The organism is Legionella maioricensis, from assembly GCF_023618015.1.
GTDB classification, from domain to species: Bacteria; Pseudomonadota; Gammaproteobacteria; order Legionellales; family Legionellaceae; genus Legionella; species Legionella maioricensis.
The window spans coordinates 34226-51947 of sequence record NZ_JAJKBJ010000017.1; the positions used below are offsets into that span (position 1 = coordinate 34226).

A 17722-nucleotide genomic window follows, 5' to 3' on the forward strand; every position below is an offset into this window, starting at 1 on the left:
TCTACGTACACACTAGGCCTTATCCAATGAAAAAATCAATTTATTGGCTACAGCCTAGACTGGTAAAGGATTATAAGGGTGTTCTGGGAAACTTCGTACCTTCCTGGGGTTCTGTGGAAGAACCCCTAGTATGACGTTCATTACTCAGCAATGACAACAATGTACCTGTTTGGTTTATTATTTTGTATCTGTTGCCTTGCCACGATATTGAACGCCTAGAGCGATGATATAATTTCTATTTCCTAAACCGGCGGACCCTCTTGGCAAGTATTCTCGAGCTCCAGTACTATTATCAATAATTTCAGTCTTAGCCATAGTATTGGGGAAATAGCCTAGCGAACCTTCTGCGAACAATTTTATTTGTGGCTTTATAAAATAGCCTGCATTGAGCACTACATTATAGTATTTGGATTGACTACTCTGCTCATGAAAGGTCAGATTACGTAAATAATGCTGATCAACGTCTTTTGCATTTACTCTGTTACTAAACTTGAACATCCCATTAAACTCAAAGGATTTAACCAGATATTTTCCAGCAAGACCAATATAAGGAGATTCATAGACCTGCTTATATCCAATTACGCTTTCGCCAGGAATAAAACAGCCAATATTTTCTCCATTATTATAGGTAAAGCAACCGCCTTTGCCTAGAAAACTAAAAAGGGTGCGTTGATAGCCGGCTATTCCAGCCACTTGATAAGATGTTTGTTGAATAAACCATGATCTTAAATTCAAATCAAACTCGTTCGCTTGACGTAACTTCGTATCCTCATGATGTGACCAATGAGTCCAAGAAATTTGATTAGGGTTTAACCAGTCATAATCATCCATTACCGCTCGGCCCTGCTGTAAATTTATCCATCCTTGTGCATTAAAATCAAGCCATTGGAACAGATGAAAATTAGCTTCTCCACGGATTATGGACTCCCCACTAATTTTCCAGTCTAACTCACTAATTTTTCGTCCTGTTGGCGCATCATAAACCAATTCTTTTGATTTTCCCGATAAATAGCCGACTGATACGTCTAAAGAAAATCCGTCAATGTCATGGTAGCCAGGTCGATCTGGATTGGCTTGGAAGACAGAGGGAATACAAAGCAAGGTGAATAGAGTTAATCCAGCGAATCCAGATGTATTCATTTTGATTTAAATCCTTTTGTAGGTGAGCAATATGATGTAGAAAAAGTTGATATTATGTCAATGATTCGAATAAACAATTATATTCGGTCGATAATTAAGTCCCGCTGTCTACTTGATTCTGCTTGTTCTTAAACAAATAGACTGGGCATTTTGACCAAGGGGAATGTATCTATAAAAAGCAGAAAACGTGCAGTAGGTTTTGTAGAGCGCATCTCGACAGTCCATTATTTGATCGGAGTTAGACTAAATTATAAACTATGATTCGTTTTTGCAACGGAGCTAAAATTATCCCTTTCTCCGTTGCATGATCGCAGCAAAAAACTCAGGTTTGTTTAATCCAATAGCTGCAAAAATTTGAGGAACTTTATCCCAACTTCCTTCTTGTTCTATGCTCGCAACAACAAGCTCAAATCCAGCATTTTTATCCTCAACAACACCCCAGCCATTGATAAAACAAAGCCCTCTTAATCTTTTAGCGGCAATATGGCCGAGTTTTTCAGCGGCTAATAAATGGACAAGAGCTTCCTCAAACAATTGTTGAGTCCGCTTAAGATTAGCATCACTGCTAAAAACATCTTCATTTTGTAAATTTTGTCGGTACTTAGCCTCTTCAAGAAAAGTTTGTCCTAATTGGTAGTGGGCTGAGGAATCATCGAGGTTAGCAGCGGCCCTGTAACACTCTACAATCATCACATCAGCATAGGGATATTTCTTGTTATTTTTTAGTTTTTTATAAAGTGTAGCCAATTCAAAATAATATAAAATTTCCCTTTTAAGCAGTTCATCACCAGGCTGGTTGTTTACGCGATTAAACTGCATCGATTTTATTTTTTTAACAATTCTATTTATTTTCCATTTAGTTAAATTGAACATAAAAACTCCCATTTTGACTAGGCTGTTAATCGAATAAATGCCTGTAAAAATATAACAATAACGACTATAACAACCATTAATAAAATAATTTTCAATCCTAAACCGGCAGACTCTCTTATCTGCTTGGAAATTTCCCCGGAAACCGGCATTTTTGTTTCATATTTTTTTGGAAGCTCAGATTTATAAATCTCGCTATCAATGCGATTCGAAACATAATAAGCAAAAAATCCCGTAATTAAACTGGGAACAAAAAAAATCAGCCAAACTATTAACTTACTCGATACAATACCATACTCATATTTATACTCAAACAGCGTAATTAAAGTGGTAATCAAATCCGGAACATCATAGTCTAATTGCCAAAGCAGAAATGGAACTATATACAAACTAAAGGAAAATAATGATAAAGCAATGACCAGGCAAATAATACCTGATATATACAATTTGTGGTTGGTTTTATATCGATCCGGCTCCATAGCACCCATTCCGCCAATATGTTCGGCTTTTAAAATCAAAGACATAAATAATAAGTAAAAGATAGCAGATAGGTACAAATAAGTACATCACTGGTTATATTTCAAAATTCGTTTAAAATGATTGATTAATAACTTATTTTTGAAGGTAAGTCATGAAACGACATGTTTTTATGCTTTCTGACGGTACAGGTATTACTGCTGAAACTTTAGGCCACAGTCTAATTACTCAATTTGAAAATATAGAATTTGAAAAACTGACTATCCCCTACATTGATTCTATTGAAAAGGCTGAGAGCGTGGTGTCGCGTATCAATCAATCTTTTGAAGAACTAGGAAACAAACCACTGGTTTTTATGACGCTAGTCGATCCGGAAATCAGACAATATTTCAAAAAAGCAAACGCTTGCGTGTTTGACTTGTTCAGTACGTTCATAGGACCGCTGGAAAATGAGCTTCTTGAAAAATCCTCCTATACCGTTGGCCGAACTCACGGTGTTGCAAATGACAAATCTTATTCACATCGAATAGAAGCCGTGGATTTTGCCTTATCACATGACGATGGGATTAAAACACGAGGTTATGAGAAAGCTGATATTATATTAATAGGTGTTTCCCGATGCGGTAAAACACCTAGTTGTTTATATATGGCATTACAATATGGGATTTTAGCGGCAAACTATCCATTTACTGAAGACGACCTCGTTGGCTTTCATTTACCCGATGTGCTGCGCCCTTATAAACAAAAGCTGTTTGGATTGACAATTGATACCCAGCGCTTACAGCACATCAGATCAGAACGCAGGCCTAACAGCAAGTATGCTTCAGCAGAACAATGCCGCTTAGAAGTAACTGAAGTAGAAGCAATGTATCAAAAGGAAAAAATCCCCTACATTAATTCAACCAAATATTCTATCGAAGAAATAGCTACTAAAATCCTGGCTGCAGCTGGTTTGCAACGAAAAATATAACTTACTTAAAAGAAGAACACCGCTGAGGCCATTAGCTAATAGCCTCAGCACCATCAAACTCAGAATCACTAGATGGTGTTGTTAATCGTTTAAAATGCCATGAAAAATAGAGGGCACCAACACCTGTAGCGATTAAACCTATCGGTAGCGCATTAAGATTGATCATTAACAAATACCCAACTAACATGGATAAGAGAGAGGAGCCAAACATGCGTAGAGTGTTGATAAGAGCCAATGCAGCACCAGTATTCTCTTTAAAATCAGTCAACACTAATGACATGGTAGGCGGCGCACTGATACTTATTCCCAAGTTGGCAATTAATGCAAAGGATAAAGCCGATAAGCTAAAACCATACAGAGTTGAGGTTATTAACATTGCTAGCCCCCCAACAATGATAAACCAGTTCCCCAAATAAATGGTTAATGTCATGCTGAGGCGATCTCGGAGCCAAATACCTAAATAGTTTCCTAAAATAATGTTCAAGCCATTAAACACAAAGATAATACCGAAACCCAGTGGGGAGAATCCCAGTTGATCGATGACTAGATAAGAGGAGTTAATGACGGTGAGCATGACCGCGGCAAAACTAAACATCATAATCATAGAACCACACCACAAAGTAGATGAAGATAAAATGTCTTTATAAGCATTTAATGCATCTTGCATCTTAAAAGAATGTGTTGGTGGGGTCCAATATGGAGACTCAAACAAAGCCCTACGAGATTGCATAAATAAAACAATAGCGATCCCGGCCATCAGAATAAAATTGGATTGCCAGCCCATATAAACAAAAATAAGAGAACCCAGTACTGGCGCCAATATTGGCGAGACGGCAATTATCATGGAGATGTAGGAAAGTACTTTTGCTCGTTCCACAGGATCTTCATTATCACGCGATGTCGAGTAAGCAATTAAATTGGAACAACATAATGCAAAGCCTTGCAGTGCCCGCCCTATTATTAATAGAGTAATATTCGGCGCAAAGACACAAATAAGACTGGCAACTACAGCTAATATGAGACTTCCTGGTAATAGACGACGTCGACCAAAATGGTCAATCAATGGTCCCCATATTAATTGAGTAATCCCAAAAACAAATAAATAAATACTTAGTGTTAATTGGCTTAAACTGTGTGTTGTCCCAAAATAATTGGTGATATAAGGTAAAGACGGCTGATAAAGATCGAAGGTTAATAAAGAAAAGGCTGACAACAACCCGATCAAAATGATGGAGGTTTGTGATTTTTTCATAATAATCATCTAATTAAATGCAATGTGGAATAGTATCAAATTCTGTTTAAAATTTGAATAAATTATTGCATTTCCTGATTTTCCTTCATCTACATCTGCCTTCGGAATTAAATTTTGCGACAACAATACTAATTGGCTGTTTTCATAAGAGGAATCATAAAGATAATTGTATTGCATCGTGAGATGTAGCCTGGGTGAAGGCGCAGCCGTAACCCGGGATCAAACCTGATTCATGCTTTGAGCCCGGATTACGCTTCGCGCCATCCCCTAGTACTATTTTCAGGTCGTAATAATTTAAACTATCCACATAGCCATAAAGTCATCTACTTTCATTGCGGCAAGACTGTTTGTATCACTCATGCTCTGAATAATCTTCTCAGCGCGCTCGGCGGTAAATCGGGTATGAAGATTACTCTTAAATTTAGACATCAAAACTGGAATACCTTCTTCACGTCTTCGCTTATGACCAATGGGATATTCAATGGTAATTAACTCACTTTCAGTACCGTCTTTAAAGATTAATTTAATGCTGTTGGCTATAGAGCGTTTTTCTGGATCATGGTATTCGCGAGAAAAGCGTTCATTTTCTGTAACATGCATTTTTTCTCGTAATGCATCTATTCTGGGATCAGCAGCAACATCATTTTCATAATGCTCAGCCTTTAAATCACCAAATAATAATCCAATTGCTACCATATATTGCAAGCAATGATCTCTATCGGCTGGATTATGTAACGCCCCTTGTTTACTAATGATTCGTATCGCGGATTCATGGGTCACAAGCTCTATTCTGGCAATTTCATCAAAACGTTTTTTAACTACAGGATGCAATTTCACTGCACACTCAACCGCTGTTTGCGCATGAAACTCGGCTGGATAAGAAAGTTTAAATAGAACGTTTTCCATTACATAACTGCCATATGGGCGTTGGAATTTGAACGGTTTCTTTCCAAACAATACATCATAAAAGCCCCAGGTAGGCGCACTTAATGCACTGGGATAACCCATCTCACCTGTTTTGGCAATTAAAGCTAATCGAACCGCCCTGGACGTAGCATCTCCTGCTGCCCAAGATTTTCTGGAACCGGCGTTGGGAGCATGTCTATAAGTTCTAAGGCTTTGTCCATCAACAAAAACTTGAGATAAAGTTCGCAACATCATGTCTCTATCAGCGCCAAATAAAGAAGCAGCAACGGCCGCACTGGCTACCTTTACTAAAAATACATGATCCAGTCCCACGCGATTAAAACTGTTTTCAAGCGCCAAACACCCCTGAATTTCATGTGCCTTAATCATTGCTGTAAGAACATCCTGCATTAAAACAGGCGAACGTCCTTTAGAACAATTCTCTCGACACAAATAATCAGCAACAGCCAATATTGCGCCCAAGTTATCAGAAGGATGTCCCCATTCTGCAGCAAGCCAAGTATCATTAAAATCCAGCCAGCGAATCATAGTACCAATATTGAAAGCAGCTTGTACTGGATCTAATTCATAACTGGTTCCTGGAACACGAGCTCCGCCTTGAAGCGTAGCGCCTGGAACAATAGGTCCCATTAGCTTGGTGCACTCAGAAAAATTGAGTGCCAGCATGCCACATCCTAAGGTATCCATTAAACATAGCCTAGCTGTTTCATAGGCTAAAACACTATCAATTTTCTTATTCAGGACATAATCAGCAATGTCTACTATAACTTGATCGTAGTCTGGTTTGACATTATCTTCTACATAACTGTGCATATTAACCTCTTGTCTCAATTGCAGGGAACGCTCTGGGATCTGGTCCTATATATTCTGAGGTTGGTCTGATTAACTTATTATTCTCTCTTTGTTCAAATACGTGAGCCGACCATCCAGTAATACGCGACATGACAAAAATTGGCGTGAATAAAGGAGTAGGTATACCGCAATAATGGTAAGCTGATGCACTATAGAAATCGAGATTAGGAAATAGTTTCTTTTCACTCCACATGACTTCTTCAATGCGCTCGGAAATATGATATAAAAGTAGATCGCCTTTTGCTTCGCCTAATCTAAACGACCATTTCTTGATGATATCTGAACGTGGATCACAAGTAGTATAAACTCTATGGCCAAAGCCCATTATCTTGTCTTTATTGGCAAGCATTCTTTTCAGTTCTGTTTCTGCTTCATCGGGGCTTTTGAAGCGCTCAATTAACTCCATTGCCGCTTCATTTGCGCCACCATGCAACGGTCCACGTAGTGTGCCAATAGCACTTGTTATTGCAGAGTAAAAATCAGAAAGAGTTGCCGCGGTCACTCGGGCCGCAAAAGTTGACGCATTGAACTCATGCTCCGCATAGAGAATCAATGATACATTCATCATATCTGCTTCAAGTTTACTGGGTTTTTTATCGTGCAATAATGCAAGAAAATGTCCACCAACAGTTTGTTCATCAGTAAGACCAGATATTTCTTTATTTTTAAAATGATAGGCATACCAGTAGCACATCATTCCAGGAAATAAAGCCAACAAACGATCCGCAATTTCATATTGTTGTGAAAAATTGACTTCAGGCTCAATATTCCCTAAAAAAGAGCATCCTGTTCTTAATACATCCATTGGGTGTGTATTTTTGGGAATTAACTTTAAAACAGTTTTTAAAGATTCAGGTAACTTCCTGAGACTGATCAACTTTTTAGTATATTCGTTAAGCTCCTTCTGTGTCGGAAGCTTGCCAAAATGTAATAAGTAAGCTACTTCTTCAAAACTTGCATATGCGGCTAAATCATCAATTGAGTATCCTCTATAATTTAAGCCCTTACCTGCTAGCCCAACAGTAGCAATTGCTGATTGCCCCGCAACTACACCAGCTAAACCTCCACTCTTACTACTCATTTTCATCCTCCATCAGTTGGTCTAGTTTTTGTTCATATCTGTTATAATCAAGAATCTCATATAACTCATTACGAGTTTGCATTTTATCCAATACTGATTGCTGCGTACCTTTTTGAATAATGGTTTGATAAGTATTTAAAGCAGCTTGAGACATCGCTCTAAAAGCGCTCAATGGATATAAAATTAAAGAAACCCCTGCTTTATCAAGTTCTTCTCGAGTAAATAATGGAGTTTTGCCAAACTCTGTAATATTAGCGAGTACTGGTGCATTAATATTTCTGGTAAAAAGTTGATACTCGTCTAAAGTGGTCATCGCTTCAGGAAAAATCATGTCTGCGCCAAGCTCAATGCACAAAGCTGCTCTTTCTATGGCAGCATTCATTCCTTCAACTGCATAGGCATCAGTCCTGGCCATGATTACAAAATCCGAATCGTGACGGGCATCTACTGCCGCTTTAATTCTGTCGCCCATTTCCTTAATTGAAACAATAGCTTTATTAGGTCTGTGACCGCATCGTTTAGCCATTATTTGATCTTCAATATGAATAGCAGCAACCCCTGTTTTTTCCATGAGTTTAACTGTTCTTGCAATATTAAAAGCATGTCCCCATCCTGTATCGACATCAACTAAAAGGGGCAAAGAACTTGCCTCGGTAATGCGACGTGCATCTTCCAGTACTTCGGATAGATTGGTCATGCCAAGGTCGGGTAGGCCATAAGAAGCATTAGCAACTCCTGCTCCGGATAAATAAATTGCTTTACAACCAGCAGATTCAGCGAGCATTGCAGTATAGGCATTGATAGTACCCAGAACTTGCAGAGGTTTATTTTCCTTTATTAAATTTTTGAAAATCTTGCCCATAGAACTGGCCATTCATCTACTCCGTGATCCCTAGAGGGTTATTATTATGCTCCAATGAGAAACGCATCTCAATTTATTTTTTATAATAAAAAGGGAACAGCATCCAAGTCCCTGCTATGATGATTACAGTTCTTTAAATCCGCGCGTTATATTACGACGTAAGAATCGAGAAGGGGATAGTGCGTGTATCAGATTTCTTGGTAAGCTACTGATTTCATTGTTTATTAATCCGGCAAGCCATTCCGCACAAAGAGGAACCGTAGTTAATCCACGAGACCCAAATCCTGCACAGATGTAAAGGCCTGGATAATAAGAGCCTGCTTTAGCTATCCATCGTTTTGAATTACTTTCCAAACCAGCAAATAAGGAGATAAACTCCTCCATTTTAGGAGCCATCCCTACTAAAGGTAAATAATCAGGAGTTGCAGCCCTTAGCCCCGCCCAATGCGCCACAACTTTTTTAGACCACAGCTCTTCATCCGTAATTTGATTTAGACGCATCATATTTTTTTCATCATCAGTAGCGTATATCGGCGCAGTTGTCATTCCAGGCTCATAAGTTGCTCCAAAGTGATGAGCTCCATTTAGTTCAGGAAGAACATGGCCCTCGGCACAAAGAGGGATTATTAATTGATTACTACTGGCTGTGGATTGAATTGCCGTCATTTGCCCGCGAATGGTTTTTACGGGTAAATGTGATGTCTCTTTGAACGAATTAACTCGAGGACCATTAGCTAAAATTAACACAGGCGCCTCAATATCATGAATCACCCATTGATGATTATCAAAAACCAATGAACTCACACTATAGTTGGTTAATAAATTGATTCTATCGCTCTTGACTAACTCCTGGCATAAAGCAGGAGAATTAATCCATCCAGACAAAGGAATAAATAACCCTGTTTTATCTAAAGATATTCCAGCTAACTCGGAAGCACGTTGTTCATTGACTAACTCTCCCAATTCGGGATAGTGAAGAAGCCAATCCTCTAAACTACGCTGTGCTTTTTTTTCCTTGTCATTATGAGCAAGTAATAAAGAGCCCTTTAATTCGCCTAATTTTAGCTGATTTAATATTTGCGTATAAACTTGATTGGCATATAAAAAGGCAGATAACATAAATTGAGTTAAAGGGGATTTATATGCAGACACTTTAGGAAATAATATAGCCTGTTGGTTTGCTGAACCACCCTGTCCTGCTGCGTCTAACTCATCAATAATGGTCACCTGCCAACCCCGCTTAGCAAGTGAATAAGCGGTATAAGATCCAGCCAGACCTGCTCCTATTATAAGTGCTGTTTTTTTTTGTTGTCTCGCAGAAGCACCTACATGCCAAGGAGTATGCCGCGTCTTTAATCTAAGTGGAGCATTTTTTTTAAAATAACCGCTAATCATATGGCGCTTTTGGCCAAACCCTTTCTTTTTTTCTACTCTAAATCCCACTTCATTCACTATAGATTTAACCGAGGCCGCCGCCGTATAGGTGGCTAAGGTAGTCCCTTCTCTTGAAAGCATAGCAATAACTTTTAGTAATGAATCGGACCAAATACTTTCATTTTTCTTCGGGGAAAAACCGTCTAAATACCAAGCATCAATAAAGGTAGTTCGTAAATCAGACTCTAATATTGATTCACCGCAAATTAGTAATTGTTCATAACTCTCGAATGCCTCCCCAAGCATCAACGTTAAGATCACGCGGCTATTGCTAAACGATAAATGGTGATATCCGGGTGTCAAGACAGGATAATTGTCTATCAATTGATTGGCTTGCTCAGCAAGTTCTGGCCATAGATTTAAGCACCTTTTCAAGTCGGCAATCGTTAATGGGTTTTTTTCACAGGAAATAAAATGTAACCGAGCTGATGGTGGTGCGTATCGCTCCCACAGCTGCCAGGTGAGAAGGAAATTTAAGCCAATACCGAAACCTGTTTCTGCAATATTGAAAACAATGGGGACATCATTAGGCAGGTTTAACCAACGATTAATTAAATCGTTGCCGTCAATAAATACATGACGACTTTGCTTAACTCCACTTTCAGCAGAGAAATAAATATCATCATATAAAATGGAAAACGGCAAACCATCTCGCCACTCAAGATCAGCCGTTTTAATAGGTATAAAAGGACTACTCACATAAAACTACTCGTTTCGTAGCGGTTAAATCGGATTCTCTAGTAGTGTCCAGTTTTTTTTCCCGCATCAATGTTCTCAATTTAGAAACCAAAATAAAAAGAATAAATGAGGAGCCAATCGCAAATAAGCCCAACATTAGAAATACCTGGCTATAACCCGCATTAGTTAGTATGGCAGAGCTATTTTCAGAGCCTGTTATCATTAAATTAGAACTATAACTTGATAATGTAGCGCCAACACCCGTATTGAGCATCCACATCCCCATCATAATGCCCTGCATTGATGCCGGTGCCAAAAAACCAATCATAGCATAACCGATTGGAGATATTAAAAGCTCTCCGATACTCTGTAAAATATAACTAATGACTATCCAGCCTGGATTAACCAAGCCCTCTGAATTAGCATAGGCTATACCTATAGGTAGTATAACAAAAGCAAGACCAATAAAAAGCAAGGCCATAGCAAACTGGGAAGGAATATTAATTTGAATCCCTTTTCGCCTCATTTTATTAAACAAGAATCCTAGCAATGGTCCTCCAACCACTATAGATAGGGTATTGATATTCTGGAACCATTGCGGGGGAATAATCCAATCGGCATATTCTCGTCTCACATTATGATCAATAAAAACAGTGAGTCCCATGGGACCAATTTGATATAACATCCAGAAAACTGTTCCAAAAATCATGAGAACAGCAAAAGCATTGATTTTATCCTTTGCTTCTTTAGTAGGTTGCTGACGCGCAATAAACAAAATAAGTAATAGCATCACCAGGGCAGTTACAATGATTAATTTATTGGCCCAGTCCGCGTATTGCAAGAGTTGGCTTAGTAAAAAAGGGAGTATCAAAATTGCTCCTACTCCCCAAAAAGTGGCTTTTTTTTGTAGCGATTTTTCTTTTCTGGAATATGCGGTATCTCGATCAGACAATTGATGCCAACAATAAAGACAAATAATCAACGCAATTAAATTACCTAAACTACTGAGAAGAAAAAGTCGCTGATAGTTTTGGGTTAATTGAAACATCCCGCTCAGCGTAAACCCTATGAAGAAACCAATATTCATTCCTGCATAGTTCCATAAAAATGCCATCTCGCGACGGGTATCGTCGGGAGCAAATCGTTGAGTGAGCATGCAGTTCAAGCAGGTTACATTTAAACCGGATCCTGTTAAAAATGCAGCTAAACCATAATACAAAAAAGTGAGATCGCCAGCCGACAGTAGAACACAACCTGTAACCTGGGCAATCATTCCCGTACAAAATAAGGAGCGATTGGATAATAACCGTCCGCCCCAAAAGCCACCCAGTAAATGCAGGGCAAAATTAAAGGCAATGAATACTCCCATAATGCTGTTCGCGGTACTAACAGGCAAACCCAATTTACCTTTCATGTACAAAACCAATGTCGAATAGAGAACGCTAAAACTTAAGGTAGAAAAGACTTGTATGAAAAAAAGGGCCGCAGTTCCTTCCGGCATTGAATACCAAAACTCTTTTTTGCTACTCAATCTCGACATATTATGCCTTCCTTTGCTAGCGTCGTTCTTTTTGAATATGACATGGGGAAAAATTGCTGTCTAGTATTTTATTTTTAAATTTTTAAGGTCTATCAATAGCTTTGATAAAGCCTGCCCACCACAATTAAATTAAGTTTAGGGTAACATAAAGTGTCAAACATAGCCTGGATGAGCGTGGCGTAATCCGGTAAATGCATTGTTCCGATGCACTGAAATCCCAGATTACGACTACGTCTTCATCCAGGAAACAAATGCTTAACTCATGTGAGCTACGGTGGACCATATAGCTCACTCAGCTTTATATCAAGGTCTGTCTTGCTTTAATTGAGTCAGTACTTTCTCTGCAGCTTCTTCAGTTTTCTTGATTTCAACCTCACCATGAGCACTGGATACAAATCCTGCTTCATACATAGATGGAGCAAAATAAACGCCCTGCTCTAACATTCCGTGATAGAATTTTTTAAACAAAATTTCATCTGAAGAGGCGATTTCCGCATAGTTGCTAACCGATTGCTTATCAGTAAAGCAAAAGCCAAACATACCCCCCATGGATGCCGTAAAAAGTGGAATATTCAAGGTTTCGGCAACAGCAGCTAAAGCCTGAGTTAAAGAGTGAGTAGTTTTACTTAAGTCAGCAAAAAACTCGTCTTTCTCAATTTCCTGTAAAGTTGCTAAACCTGCTGCCATAGCTAATGGATTTCCCGATAGAGTTCCGGCTTGATATACAGGACCTTCGGGAGCTAAGAACGACATTATCTCAGCTTTTCCTCCCAAAGCCCCCACTGGCATTCCGCCGCCAATTACTTTACCTAGAGTAGTCAGATCGGGAGTAATCTCAAAAATACCTTGTGCCCCACTAAGCCCCACTCTAAATCCTGTCATCACTTCATCAAAAATTAATAAAGCACCGTATTGATCACATAATTGCCGTAAACCTTTTAAAAACCCAGGCTTAGGTAGTATAAACCCCATATTTCCTGCTACTGGCTCTACAATAATTGTAGCTATATCATCAGGATATTTTTCAAAAAGTTGAGCCACTTGATCCAGGTCATTAAAATCCGCGGTTAAAGTATGTTCAGTAATGCTGTTTGGTATGCCTGGAGTAGATGGAATCCCTAAGGTTAGAAGACCGGAACCGGCTTTTACCAATAAGCTATCGCTATGGCCGTGATAGCATCCGTTAAATTTAATAAATTTATTTCTCTTGGTAAAGCCACGTGCCAATCTAATTGCTGTCATGGTTGCTTCTGTACCCGAATTTACCATGCGCACTTTTTCAATAGATGGAACCAAGGAAATAATTTTTTGAGCAAGCTGAACTTCAAGTTCCGTTGGGGCCCCAAAACTCATACCGCTATGAAGAACTTTATCCACAGCATCTATAACAGCAGGATAACAATGTCCAAGAATTAAGGGTCCCCAGGAACCAACATAATCAATGTATACATTATTATCCACATCAGTAAGATAGGCACCCTTACCTTGTTTAAAAAAAATAGGAGATCCACCTACACCTTTAAAAGCACGTACAGGTGAATTAACGCCTCCGGGTATTACTGTTAGGGCATGATGAAATAAATCTGCAGATCGAGTCATAAAAAATCCATTCCTAGTTAATACGCAATAATTCAGTAATAATCAGCTAACATTTTCAAGATTCCTGGGATCTCCGGATATTTCCCATAATCGTCAGAATGAGAAAGAAATACCTTCTTATCAGCTTATTTAAGACTATTTTTAACCGACAATGGTAACCGCCTTTGTTTTATTTAGCAAAAATAAATGACTATAATTGAGTTTTAACTTTACATAATGTCTTCCAGTAGATAAATTACCCCTTTTTGGGAAACGAGTTCTAGTTATGCAAGAATATAAAAAGTTCATTTGTGTTATTTGCGGCTTTATTTATGATGAAGCAGAAGGATGGCCGGAAGATGGAATTGAACCAGGTACACTCTGGGCTGATGTACCTGAAAACTGGTTTTGTCCTGATTGTGGTGCTGGTAAGGAAGATTTTGATATGGTTGAAATGGATTAGAATCAAAACGGCTTAACAACAACTAATAATACGATGCCCACAAGCAATAAAGTGGGCATTTCATTAAAGAAACGAAAGAACCGAGTGGATTTGACGTTTTTATCTGAAGAAAATAATTTAAGGTAATGACCGCAAGATAAATGGTAAACCCATACTAAAAGCACCAGGCTCAATTTGGCATGCATCCAGGGCGCTTTTAAATAATAAGCAGGATTATAGCAGATTAACCATATCCCGAATAAAGTGGTGGCTACAGCTGCAGGCCAGGTAATTCCATAATAGAGTCGTCTTTCCATCACCTTAAATCGTTCAACACTAATGGTATCCTTGGTGTCCGCATGATATACAAATAATCGAGGCAAATAAAACAAACCAGCAAACCATGCTACAAGTGCAATAATATGAAATGATTTAACAAACAACATAGCTACTTCCTCAAGTTATTTTGACGTTCTTTTCGTGCCTTCTTGATTAAATTTAAAGACTCAACCCCTAAAGAAAATCCCATGGCAAAATATAAATATCCTCTGGGGACATGAAACGAGAAACCGTCTGCAACTAACACCGTACCGATTAAAATTAAATAACTAAGCGCCAGCATTTTTATAGTTGGATGTTTGCTTATAAACGCACTTACCGGCTCACTGGCATAAATCATAATAAGGATCGCACAAGTAATCGCTAAGGCCATTACCCAAAATTGGGTGGTTAAACCCACTGCAGTCAACACGCTATCTAAAGAAAATATAACATCCAGTAAGGCTACTTGAAGGACAACACTTCTAAAAGTAGCAGCAGAACGCAGTTTCGTGGATACGGGGGTTGCAGGGGGTTCATCCATCACATCCTGATGGATTTCATCTGTTGCCTTCCAAATTAAGAAGGCACCACCAAGAAGTAAAAATATATCCCGAGCCGAGAAGGAAAAACTGCCAATAGTCATAAGGGGCTTCACTAATTTGACCATATACACGGCTGAGCCCAATAATATTAGTCGAGTTACCCAGGCAAAAGTAAGCCCCCATCTGCGCGCTTTTTTTCTTTTTTCTTTGGGAAGTTTTTCAGTCAAAATGGATAAGATAACCAAATTATCTATCCCTAAAACAATTTCAAGAATAATTAAAGCAACTAAACTCAAACCAATATCAATAAAATCCATGTATCATCCTAAGATAAGGCGTAAATATTCATTCTCTCTAAAATATTTGTAAAGGTAAATGATTCACTTTATTCGTTTGCTTCGTTATAATTATTTCTGTCTAATTTATCAAGTGAGAAACGACAATCATCAAATTTATCAAAAAGCTGTTAAAAAAAAATAGAGGACCTAAACTTCCTGTTGATTCAGCTTATATAATCCCTAGAAATAAACATTCCATATCTAAAGCGGACATTAGCAACAATGCCATTAAAGTGCTTAATCGCTTAATAAGTGGTGGCTTTCAAGCCTATCTTGTCGGAGGGAGTGTTCGTGACTTATTGCTTCATAAAGCACCTAAAGATTTTGATGTTGCAACTAATGCTACGCCAAATGAAATTAAAAATTTATTTCGCAATGGCAGAATCATTGGTCGTCGATTCAAACTGGTTCACATTTTATTTCACAGAGAAATTATCGAAGTAGCCACTTTTCGTGGACATGATGCCGTGGATTCGAGCCAACAAACCAATGAACGCGGCATGCTAGTCCGGGATAACGTTTATGGTTCTCTTGATGAAGATGCATGGCGCCGGGATTTTACTGTTAATTCTCTTTACTACAATATTGGTGACTCCTCCATAATTGACTTTACTGGCGGCGTTAAAGACGTCCAGAAAAAGCTAATTCGAATGATAGGAGATCCGGTTACCCGTTATAAAGAAGATCCAGTACGTATGTTACGGGCGGTAAGATTTAGCGCTAAATTACATTTTAAACTTGCTCCTGAGACTGAGGCGCCCTTCCCTCAAATCAGTTCCCTGATCACCCACGTCTCTAACTCACGCTTATTTGATGAAATAACAAAATTATATCAATGTGGTGAGGCAGAAACAGTTCAAAGACTTTTGATCCAATATGGATTGTTTCATCACTTGTGTCCCCAGACCACCTCTTTATTGGAGAGCGAATATCCTGTTAATGCCTTAATTGGTATTGCGCTAGAAAATACAGATACGCGAATTCGTGATGGTAAACCAGTTACCCCTGCGTTTTTATTTGCAGTACTGCTATGGTTTCCTATGATAGAACTATCTAAAAAATTACAAAGCTCTGGATTAGATCCATTGCCCGCTATAGAAAAGGCCATGTCTTTAGTTATTGCAGAGCAAAATAAGATTATTTCCATTCCCAAGCGTTATACTCAAGTTGTAAGAGAGATCTGGTTATTGCAATACCGTTTTAGCAAAAGACTTGGAGGCAGAGCATACAACTTGCTTCAACATCCTCGTTTTAGAGCTGCTTTTGATTTTATGGCCTTGAGAGCTCTGTCTGGAGACGAATCCATGGAGCTTGCCCAGTGGTGGACAACATTTCAAGAGGTCGATGAAACGGAACAAGCTAATATGATTGCTCTAATTACCCCGGCTGCTCCTGCAAAACCCAGACGTAGACGAAAACCCAAAGTTGTAAAATGAATGTATGCTATCTAGGCTTGGGATCTAATCAAAAATTTCCTGAACGTCAAATCAGGCAAGCCATAGAGTCCATTAGCAATATTCCGTCTACTTCTGTGATTAAAACCTCAAGTTTATATTGGAATCAGGCTTGGGGACTCCAGGTGCAGCAAGATTTTTGTAATGCAATAGTAGAGATTACAACTCTTTTGCCCCCTTTATTGCTATTAAAGCATTGTAAAAAAATAGAACACAAACAGGGGCGAATAAGAAAGAAACGGTGGGGACCAAGAACTCTTGATATTGATATTATCTTATATGGTAATCGAAGGGTAAACACTAAGAAACTTACGATTCCGCATCCTTATATGCAGTCAAGAGACTTTGTTCTTCTTCCTCTTTTAGAAATAAATCCAAATATTCAGTTACTCTAATCAAAGGATCTACTACACTATAACTTAATGATTCTATTTAAGAAGAGGTCTTTATGTATTCTAATATTTTATTTGCTACAGACTTACTCAGTGAACACAGTCATCTCACTAAAAAAGCAGCCGCAATTGCAAAGCAATTTCATGCAACCCTCTTTCTTTTACATGTTATTGAGTTACCTGCAAGCATTCAGCTGGCTCAAGGACTTGGCTTCACAGAGTTAGCAAATCCGGCTAAAGATGATGCACAAACCGTTTTATCGCTTATTGGCGAAACACTTAATATACCAGTTAAACAACAATTTGTAGAAATTGGCTCCGTTAAAGAGCACATCTTTAATAAAGTTAAAGAGTTACGTTGTGAGCTTATAATTATTGGTAGCCATGCATCCACAGGGCTACACTCTTTTCTAGGAAGTACAGCAAATGCTGCAGTAAATCATGCGCCTTGTGACGTATTAACATTAAGAGTGTAACTTATTAACGACTTTAATAAGATAGGTATCCAACCTAAGTACATGTAGCCTGGTTGCTTGCAACCGGGATCAAAATGTGAGTCAATTTCTTGAGAG

At 38.5% G+C, this 17722-nt stretch carries 17 protein-coding genes; 5 read left to right on the forward strand and 12 right to left on the reverse strand.

All coding sequences use genetic code 11. The annotated features are described in order from the left end of the window. Positions 1–177: 177 nt before the first annotated feature. The 3 genes from LOX96_RS12910 to LOX96_RS12920 form a co-directional block, all read right to left on the reverse strand. Complete coding sequence (locus LOX96_RS12910; protein WP_250422413.1) at positions 178–1140, reverse strand: omptin family outer membrane protease; 963 nt, start codon at positions 1138–1140, stop codon at positions 178–180. Positions 1141–1425: 285 nt separating this feature from the next. After that, on the reverse strand, positions 1426–2013 hold the full coding sequence (locus LOX96_RS12915) for an SEL1-like repeat protein (protein ID WP_250422411.1): 588 nt from the start codon (positions 2011–2013) through the stop codon (positions 1426–1428). Positions 2014–2030: 17 nt separating this feature from the next. Further along, positions 2031–2534 (reverse strand): hypothetical protein, encoded by a 504-nt coding sequence (locus LOX96_RS12920; RefSeq protein ID WP_250422409.1) that lies wholly within the window; start codon positions 2532–2534, stop codon positions 2031–2033. Between the two features lie 107 nt (positions 2535–2641). Between LOX96_RS12920 and ppsR the strand changes: the two genes are divergently transcribed. Further along, the gene (ppsR, locus tag LOX96_RS12925; RefSeq protein ID WP_250422407.1) at positions 2642–3457 is read left to right on the forward strand and encodes a posphoenolpyruvate synthetase regulatory kinase/phosphorylase PpsR; all 816 of its coding nucleotides are present in this window, start codon (positions 2642–2644) and stop codon (positions 3455–3457) included. A 31-nt stretch (positions 3458–3488) separates the two neighbouring features. On the opposite strand, the gene LOX96_RS12930 is transcribed toward ppsR, so the two are convergent. From LOX96_RS12930 to hemL, 7 genes are all read right to left on the reverse strand, one after another. Beyond that, the gene (locus LOX96_RS12930) at positions 3489–4709 is read right to left on the reverse strand and encodes a multidrug effflux MFS transporter (protein ID WP_250422405.1); all 1221 of its coding nucleotides are present in this window, start codon (positions 4707–4709) and stop codon (positions 3489–3491) included. Positions 4710–5003: 294 nt separating this feature from the next. After that, the gene (locus LOX96_RS12935; protein WP_250422403.1) at positions 5004–6449 is read right to left on the reverse strand and encodes a bifunctional 2-methylcitrate dehydratase/aconitate hydratase; all 1446 of its coding nucleotides are present in this window, start codon (positions 6447–6449) and stop codon (positions 5004–5006) included. 1 nt (position 6450) lies between these two features. Further along, positions 6451–7569 carry a bifunctional 2-methylcitrate synthase/citrate synthase gene (gene prpC, locus LOX96_RS12940; protein WP_250422401.1) on the reverse strand — a complete coding sequence of 373 codons (1119 nt, stop codon included), beginning with the start codon at positions 7567–7569 and terminating at the stop codon, positions 6451–6453. After that, positions 7562–8443 (reverse strand): methylisocitrate lyase, encoded by an 882-nt coding sequence (gene prpB / locus LOX96_RS12945; protein ID WP_250422399.1) that lies wholly within the window; start codon positions 8441–8443, stop codon positions 7562–7564. The genes prpC and prpB overlap by 8 nt, the downstream gene beginning before the upstream one ends. Positions 8444–8554: 111 nt before the next feature. Next, positions 8555–10564, reverse strand: coding sequence for a bifunctional tRNA (5-methylaminomethyl-2-thiouridine)(34)-methyltransferase MnmC2/FAD-dependent 5-carboxymethylaminomethyl-2-thiouridine(34) oxidoreductase MnmC1 (mnmC, locus tag LOX96_RS12950; protein WP_250422396.1), 2010 nt, complete (start codon positions 10562–10564; stop codon positions 8555–8557). Continuing rightward, positions 10557–12044, reverse strand: coding sequence for a peptide MFS transporter (locus LOX96_RS12955; RefSeq protein ID WP_431606641.1), 1488 nt, complete (start codon positions 12042–12044; stop codon positions 10557–10559). The genes mnmC and LOX96_RS12955 overlap by 8 nt, the downstream gene beginning before the upstream one ends. A gap of 342 nt (positions 12045–12386) precedes the next feature. Next, on the reverse strand, positions 12387–13682 hold the full coding sequence (hemL, locus tag LOX96_RS12960) for a glutamate-1-semialdehyde 2,1-aminomutase (RefSeq protein ID WP_250422391.1): 1296 nt from the start codon (positions 13680–13682) through the stop codon (positions 12387–12389). Between the two features lie 265 nt (positions 13683–13947). Here hemL and LOX96_RS12965 point away from each other — a divergent pair, with 265 nt between their 5' ends. After that, positions 13948–14124, forward strand: coding sequence for a rubredoxin (locus tag LOX96_RS12965; protein WP_173237114.1), 177 nt, complete (start codon positions 13948–13950; stop codon positions 14122–14124). A gap of 2 nt (positions 14125–14126) precedes the next feature. Here LOX96_RS12965 and hemJ read toward each other — a convergent pair whose 3' ends face one another. Beyond that, positions 14127–14549 (reverse strand): protoporphyrinogen oxidase HemJ, encoded by a 423-nt coding sequence (gene hemJ / locus LOX96_RS12970; RefSeq protein WP_250422389.1) that lies wholly within the window; start codon positions 14547–14549, stop codon positions 14127–14129. 2 nt (positions 14550–14551) lie between these two features. Further along, complete coding sequence (locus LOX96_RS12975) at positions 14552–15283, reverse strand: TerC family protein (RefSeq protein WP_250422387.1); 732 nt, start codon at positions 15281–15283, stop codon at positions 14552–14554. A gap of 146 nt (positions 15284–15429) precedes the next feature. Between LOX96_RS12975 and pcnB the strand changes: the two genes are divergently transcribed. From pcnB to LOX96_RS12990, 3 genes are read left to right on the forward strand one after another with little or no spacing between them, the layout of a single operon-like run. Further along, positions 15430–16740, forward strand: coding sequence for a polynucleotide adenylyltransferase PcnB (gene pcnB, locus LOX96_RS12980; RefSeq protein WP_250422493.1), 1311 nt, complete (start codon positions 15430–15432; stop codon positions 16738–16740). Further along, a complete protein-coding gene (gene folK / locus LOX96_RS12985) occupies positions 16737–17153 on the forward strand; it encodes a 2-amino-4-hydroxy-6-hydroxymethyldihydropteridine diphosphokinase (RefSeq protein ID WP_250422386.1) in 417 nt (138 codons plus the stop codon). Before pcnB ends, folK begins: the two co-directional genes overlap by 4 nt. Before the next feature lie 53 nt (positions 17154–17206). Continuing rightward, positions 17207–17626, forward strand: a complete 420-nt coding sequence (locus LOX96_RS12990) for a universal stress protein (protein ID WP_250422384.1) — start codon at positions 17207–17209, stop codon at positions 17624–17626. The last annotated feature ends 96 nt before the right edge of the window (positions 17627–17722 follow it).